Consider the following 6164-nt stretch of genomic DNA (forward strand, 5'->3'; position numbering starts at 1 on the left):
TGTTAGCTTCACGAGCAAATGTCGCAAAATCGATGAAGCAGATTCAAAAAGTTTCGAATTCTTTCCAATCAGATACTATTCTAAGAGGCGTGACAAAAGCGGAAGAACAAATTCTCTTCATGGAGGCAGAAGTGCAAGCAGGAAGTTATTCTTCCAATCCATTATCAAGCTATGAAGCAAACAGCTTAAACCTAGTAGGCGAAGAAGAGATCAGCAGGGAAATAGAGAAGCTAAAGAGTGAAAAAGAGACCATATAATTAAAGATATACAAGAAAAGAAGCACCTGAATATATAGGAAGGTGCTTTTTTCTGTATGAAAAAAAGAGAGGAGAATACATATGAAGGATGCTTTTCTTTTTCATCTCTGCAAGGACTAGCTACTCTATTCGCATAACCTATAGAGTATTACCAGAAGAATTGCTGAAGAAGGACAAAGAAATTTACGTTTTATAAGCAGACAGTTTCCCGTTTTCATCAAGATACATTATCTCGTTTTATGAAACTTGGGCATGGGCAGACGCATTTGAATAAAATGAGGACATCATACTGGAAAAAGCACATCGCTTATTAATTGTCATCAAAAACAATTTGAGAAATAATGTAATTGGTAGAAATTCAGGTATCCATATGGTGCTAGAGGTGAAAAATGGGATGGATGAAGACGACCTCATCCGCAAGGCAGCAGATGCTGGGGTAAAAGTATATCCATTATCAATTTATGAGATGGGCGGCATAAAAACAAAAAAAATAGTATTTTAATAGGATTTGGAGGATTATCAGAAGAAGCAATAGATATAGGAATTCGACTGTTAAAAGAAGCTCGGAATTTTTAAAAGCGTTATTTTTCTTTTATTTTTTTTCAATAAAATAGTGAATATGAATTATGAACGCAAAGAACCATTATTTATGATGGAGCTAATGAGACATAAAAATATACATATATCATTTTTAAATAAAAGATTCAACGAATATCTCTTTCAAAATAGGGAAACGTTTAAGCAAATAAAGTGAATGAACATAAAATTAGTCGCTAAAAAAGCAGCTGAACAAAATGGACTGATTTTTTCAGCTGCTTTTTGCAACAAAAGTTCTTTATTTTTGATTTGGCGGAACTACGCAGCTTCCATCTTGGCATGCAGCGTTATTCCCAGTTTCTGATGAAAAATCTGTTAATTTAGGCTGAGGATTTTCTTCTTCCCAAACCTTTTGGAGAGCATCGACAAATGTTTCTAGTGACTGCGCCCCTGAAATAGCGTATTTTCGATTGATAATAAAATAAGGAACCCCAGAAATTCCATATTGTTGGGCAATTCCTTCATCTATGCGAACATCATTTGCATAGGATGTTTTATCATTTAGAACATTTATTGTTTCTTCTCTGTTTAAACCAGAAGCTTCCGCAATTTCAGCAAGAGTTTCCATATCACTTAAATTTTTTCCTTCGGTAAAGTAAGCATAAAGCAATTTTTCAGTAAGTGTTTTTTCTTTTCCTTTTTCGCCTGCAAATTTTGCCAAACGGTGGGCATCAAACGTGTTTGTTGGCTTCATATCATCAAAATTAAAAGTTAATCCCACACCAGCAGCATGTTGGCCAACTTGAATGTTATTCTGTTTAGCTTGTTCTATGCTCATTCCATATTTGGATGCAAGGACTTCGTGAATATTTATTCCAGAGTATATAGGAGCATTTTGATCTAATTCAAAACTTTTAAACTCCACTTCTACTTCACTTTTATGTTGGAACTTATCCAGTGCCAATTCCAATCTTCGTTTCCCTATATAACAAAAGGGACATACAAAATCAGACCATACTTCGATCTTCATCCTAACACCTCTTTCTAGTCATTACAGGGCATTGTAGCATACATGCCAAAAGACACAAAGTTATATGCTTCATTTAAAGAAGAGGAATAGAAAAGCTGTCTTTTTTTTTGTAATAGCGTCAGTCGATTATTTCTAAGCAAAAAATATTGTAAGGGAGAGCAGTTTGCTAGATGCTATTGCGTTTTTAGATAGCGTAAATATAATGGCGAGGCATTATATTTTTAAGAAAAGCACTTTTAGTTTCCTATTAGCAGAGGGAAGAGTACTCTTGTTTTAAATTTTACGTATCCAAAAAATCTATTAAATTTTATTTTATATATATAAGTAATAAAAGTTAGTTTGAAAGTGTTATTTAAACGAAGCCAGCCAGCAAAGTGGCAGCTTGCTTCGTGTTTGTTTTACATGTTTAATTCAGTTTTTTGTGTCAATGGTTTCACATATTTAGTTAACAGCCAACGAGAGATAGGGCCAACAATTAATAATTGTGCTGGAAGCGCGACGATAAAGTTTAACCCAACTGTTTTAAGGTAAGCAGTGAAAATAGAACCTTCAATTCCTGTCATGATATTCGTTAAAACAAGACCGTAAATGGACATAATAAGAACCATCATAGGGACCATACAACAAGCAAATACTAGAATAAAGTTGATTTCTTTTGATTTATCATAAGGAAGTGATAGAGCAATTTTACGTACTTGTGGTTCGACTAATGATTCTACAGCAAAAGCAACAATCAATGTTATAACAAATGGAATTACTGAACCTCCTATTGTAAACGATGAAAATCCGTGTAATGCTGTGTTGTAAAAGGTCATAATAAACACCATTCCAAAACACATAAAAACTCCAAAAATAATTCCTTCTTTTTTATTACTAGGCAAATCAAAACCTCCTTTCTTTTAAATATAAATGTAATTATATATGCCTAAAATTTTTCTCATAAGTAACATTTTGGTAAAAAATATGTTTTTTATATTACTTATGTAACATTTTTGTTACATTTAAATAGAAGTATTCTTATTATTTTGCAAGAAAGCACAAAAATTTGTTATTTGCAGATGGAGAAGTATTTTTGACAAAGATAGTTAAATCCTTTTGCGATAACTTTAAATAAAAATAAACTGGGTTGCCACTTGGCTATTCCTTTTTTAAATAGAGTGATTAAGTACGGGCAAAATATTTCTAAGCATATGCGGTAGATGCTAATCTAAATGAGAATATAATCTTTCTATTCACTACAATGCATAAAGCACTTCTATTCGATATCCAAGCATATCAGTTTGTTTTTACTAAGCTAATTGATACTATAGTAGGGTATCTTGATTTAGAAAGGAATTATAGAAATGACAAATATAAATATACCTGTTTCGGTTTTAAACCTTGCTCCAATTCGCGAGGGGCAGGAACCTAAAGAAGCTATTGAATCAATGATTGATTTAGCTCAAGCTACGGAGGAAATGGGGTATAAGCGGTACTGGATTGCTGAACATCATAATTCTCCCACATTAGTAAGTTCAGCTACTTCCATTTTAATTAAACATACATTAGAGCATACAAAAACCATCCGTGTTGGATCTGGCGGAATTATGCTGCCAAATCATTCTCCGTTAGTTGTTGCCGAACAATTTGGCACAATGGCAACTATCTATCCCAATCGTGTAGACTTAGGGCTTGGTAGAGCTCCTGGCACCGATATGAAAACGGCAAGTGCGTTACGGCGTTCACAAAATGATGCTGCTGTTTATGCATTTCCTGATGACGTCAATTCTTTGCTTTCTTACTTTGGACCGAAAGAAAAACAAGGCTATGTGAAGGCATATCCAGGTGTTGATACAAATATTCCATTATATATTTTAGGATCATCGACAGATTCAGCCTATTTAGCGGCTAAATTAGGGCTTCCGTATGTGTTTGCTTCACATTTTGCTCCTAGATATATGGAGGAAGCAATCTCGATTTATCGCAATCGATTTCAGCCTTCTGAATATCTAGATGCCCCATATATGATGGTTTGTTTAAATGTAATTGCAGCGGAAACAGATGAAGAAGCGCAAAGAGAATCCACAACGATGCAGCAATTTTTCCTAAATGTTGTCCGAGGTTCCCAAACCCCCTTGCAGCCACCAGTGGACAGCATGGATGCCATTTGGCGACCACATGAAAAAGAAATGGCTTCTTCTATGTCCAGTATGACATTTATGGGAAGCAAAGAGACAGTAAAAGCACAGTTAATGAATTTTCAAGAAAAGTATCATGTAGATGAGATTATGGCGGTTTCCTATATCTTTGATCCTGATAAACAAAAACGGTCGTATCAAATCTTTAAGGAAATTGTTGAAGAAAAATAAATGAAAAAAGGGGACTGTGCTCAAAAATCAGTAAAAATGACTTTTGAGCACAGCCCCTTCAGTTTGTCGATAAAAAAGGAAGTTGTAAATGGACAACTTCCTTTTTTATTTTAATATAGGTGTTTTATAAACTTTTCGTCTATCATAAAAATATGGCGCTTAAATAGGAAAAAGCTATCCAGTAGCTGAGAAATCGACGTCCCGCTTATAAAGTTTCTTTCACTGAATAAATCAGGCACGTTCATTCATTCAGGATTCTAGCCTTTTAACTGCCTTTTTAACTGCTTTAACTTCATACTTGCCTACTTCTGTATGGATAATAAATTCTGGTTTTGTTTGATTATTTTTGGCTTTATGGCCAGCAATATGTGCATCACTTTTTTCCCATTGTTTCCAATAATCTTCTGATTCCCAAGTTATTAAAATAATGACTTCTTCCTCTCCACGTCTCACTTTTTTTACCATGATTTTAAGGTCAACAAACCCTTCTTGTTCTTCAATTATGCCCGCTTTGCTGAATCGACTTACCACTTGTTCAGAATTTCCTTCCGTCACTGTCATTTTTCTTAATTGAACAAACATAAACTATCCCCAATCTGTATTTTTATGGATAAATTAATTATTTCTCCACACTTAAGCACTGTATTTGAAATCATTCCTCTGTCGGCACGTTATCTTTAGGCGTCGCTTCTTCATTTGCAATAGCGTTATTTCCCTTTACTTCCTCTTCGTGAATCTCAAATAATTGAATAAATTCATTGATGATCGTTTCAACAGCTTTTAGCTCTCCCACTAAAATGGGATTAATGGATTGTAGTTCTGGTGATTCTAATTGTTGTTTTAATGTTGCGCGTTTTACATTTAATCTGTCTAAAAATTCAATGGCTCTTCCTCGACGGAATGTTTTTGCACCACGATGATGTTCTTTGCGTTTATGGCCGCCGCCTCTAGGGTGACGAAATTCTTCTCGGTTATGTTCCCCTTCAAAAGGTCTTTCATCTCTTTTGTACCATCTGTCGTGATTGTTTCTCATCCTATCACTCCTTTTTATGTATACAGACGTATACCTTAGGAATATTGTATACATTTGTATACGTAGTGTCAATGTAACGTTTGCCAAATTTTATAATTTTTAAGAATCTGTCTTTTTAAATAAATTTTTTCATCTATCTTCTATTTATAGTTTAGTCGATATGGAGAAATTAAAATCTAAATTATATGATTATCTTCATTTAAAATAAGTCCACCAATATAAAAGTTTGGCCTCATTCAATTAAAGTAGCTAATATCTACTCTTTTTCTTTTCTCACAAAAATTTAAAATAGATTCTATTAATTGAAATGATTTCACCAAGTTTTCACCAAAGACTACTAAACTACAACTATCGAAAAGAAAAGGAGGAAAGAAAACAGTGAATACTAGAATGAAAAAAGGTATTTTCTGGAGTACAGTCATTACATCGATGGTTTTAGTAATGAGCTTTATCTCCAATCTATTAGGAGGAAACGTTACTTTTGCAGCTGGTTTTCATGAACATGGGCATGGGCCAGATGGAGGAATGCGTGCGCAAGGTGGATTTGGTCATGAAGGTTTTCACCATGGAACTGGATTTTCCTGGATGGGGTTCCTTTTATTCCTTATCATTGGAATTGCTGTTTTAGTATTACTAGTTAAATGGCTAAAAAAGAAGTCAAAAACTTCTTCCATGCAACAGTTTATTGATACATCCTTAATGACTTCACCAAAAGCATCGATAAACCATAATCATGCAAGCATTTTAGATCAATGGGAAAAAAATATAACAACTAAAAAGGAGAATAAATAAAATGGGTATTTTTAAAAGAATCAAAACAATCGCAAAGGCTGATATTAATAGTTTACTAGATAGCATGGAGGATCCAATTGGAATGCTGAATGAGTATTCCAGAGAAATGGAGCAAGAGATAGGAAAAGCACAGAAAGCTTTATCGCAGCAAATTTTTGTAGAAAATA

8 protein-coding genes are annotated in these 6164 nt (G+C 34.0%); 4 read left to right on the plus strand and 4 right to left on the minus strand.

Translation table 11 applies throughout. The annotated features are described in order from the left end of the window. Positions 1-257: PspA/IM30 family protein (locus tag CWS01_RS22065; protein ID WP_407938567.1), on the plus strand; the 257-nt coding region annotated here is incomplete at its 5' end. 835 nt (positions 258-1092) lie between these two features. On the opposite strand, the gene CWS01_RS22070 is transcribed toward CWS01_RS22065, so the two are convergent. Further along, positions 1093-1824 carry a DsbA family oxidoreductase gene (locus CWS01_RS22070; RefSeq protein WP_101179729.1) on the minus strand — a complete coding sequence of 244 codons (732 nt, stop codon included), beginning with the start codon at positions 1822-1824 and terminating at the stop codon, positions 1093-1095. Positions 1825-2222: 398 nt separating this feature from the next. Further along, complete coding sequence (locus CWS01_RS22075; RefSeq protein ID WP_101179731.1) at positions 2223-2705, minus strand: DUF2798 domain-containing protein; 483 nt, start codon at positions 2703-2705, stop codon at positions 2223-2225. A 462-nt stretch (positions 2706-3167) separates the two neighbouring features. Here CWS01_RS22075 and CWS01_RS22080 point away from each other — a divergent pair, with 462 nt between their 5' ends. Beyond that, positions 3168-4172, plus strand: coding sequence for an LLM class flavin-dependent oxidoreductase (locus tag CWS01_RS22080; protein WP_101179733.1), 1005 nt, complete (start codon positions 3168-3170; stop codon positions 4170-4172). A gap of 249 nt (positions 4173-4421) precedes the next feature. On the opposite strand, the gene CWS01_RS22085 is transcribed toward CWS01_RS22080, so the two are convergent. Continuing rightward, positions 4422-4754 (minus strand): antibiotic biosynthesis monooxygenase, encoded by a 333-nt coding sequence (locus tag CWS01_RS22085; protein WP_101179734.1) that lies wholly within the window; start codon positions 4752-4754, stop codon positions 4422-4424. 70 nt (positions 4755-4824) lie between these two features. Continuing rightward, complete coding sequence (locus tag CWS01_RS23105; protein ID WP_235852153.1) at positions 4825-5205, minus strand: hypothetical protein; 381 nt, start codon at positions 5203-5205, stop codon at positions 4825-4827. A 378-nt stretch (positions 5206-5583) separates the two neighbouring features. Between CWS01_RS23105 and CWS01_RS22095 the strand changes: the two genes are divergently transcribed. Then, the gene (locus tag CWS01_RS22095; RefSeq protein WP_101179736.1) at positions 5584-5997 is read left to right on the plus strand and encodes a magnesium transporter CorA family protein; all 414 of its coding nucleotides are present in this window, start codon (positions 5584-5586) and stop codon (positions 5995-5997) included. Position 5998: 1 nt separating this feature from the next. Then, a partial coding sequence (locus CWS01_RS23275) for a PspA/IM30 family protein (protein WP_193603805.1) occupies positions 5999-6164 on the plus strand: 166 nt, incomplete at its 3' end.

The organism is Niallia nealsonii, from assembly GCF_002835805.1.
Lineage (GTDB): Bacteria > Bacillota > Bacilli > Bacillales > Cytobacillaceae > Niallia > Niallia nealsonii.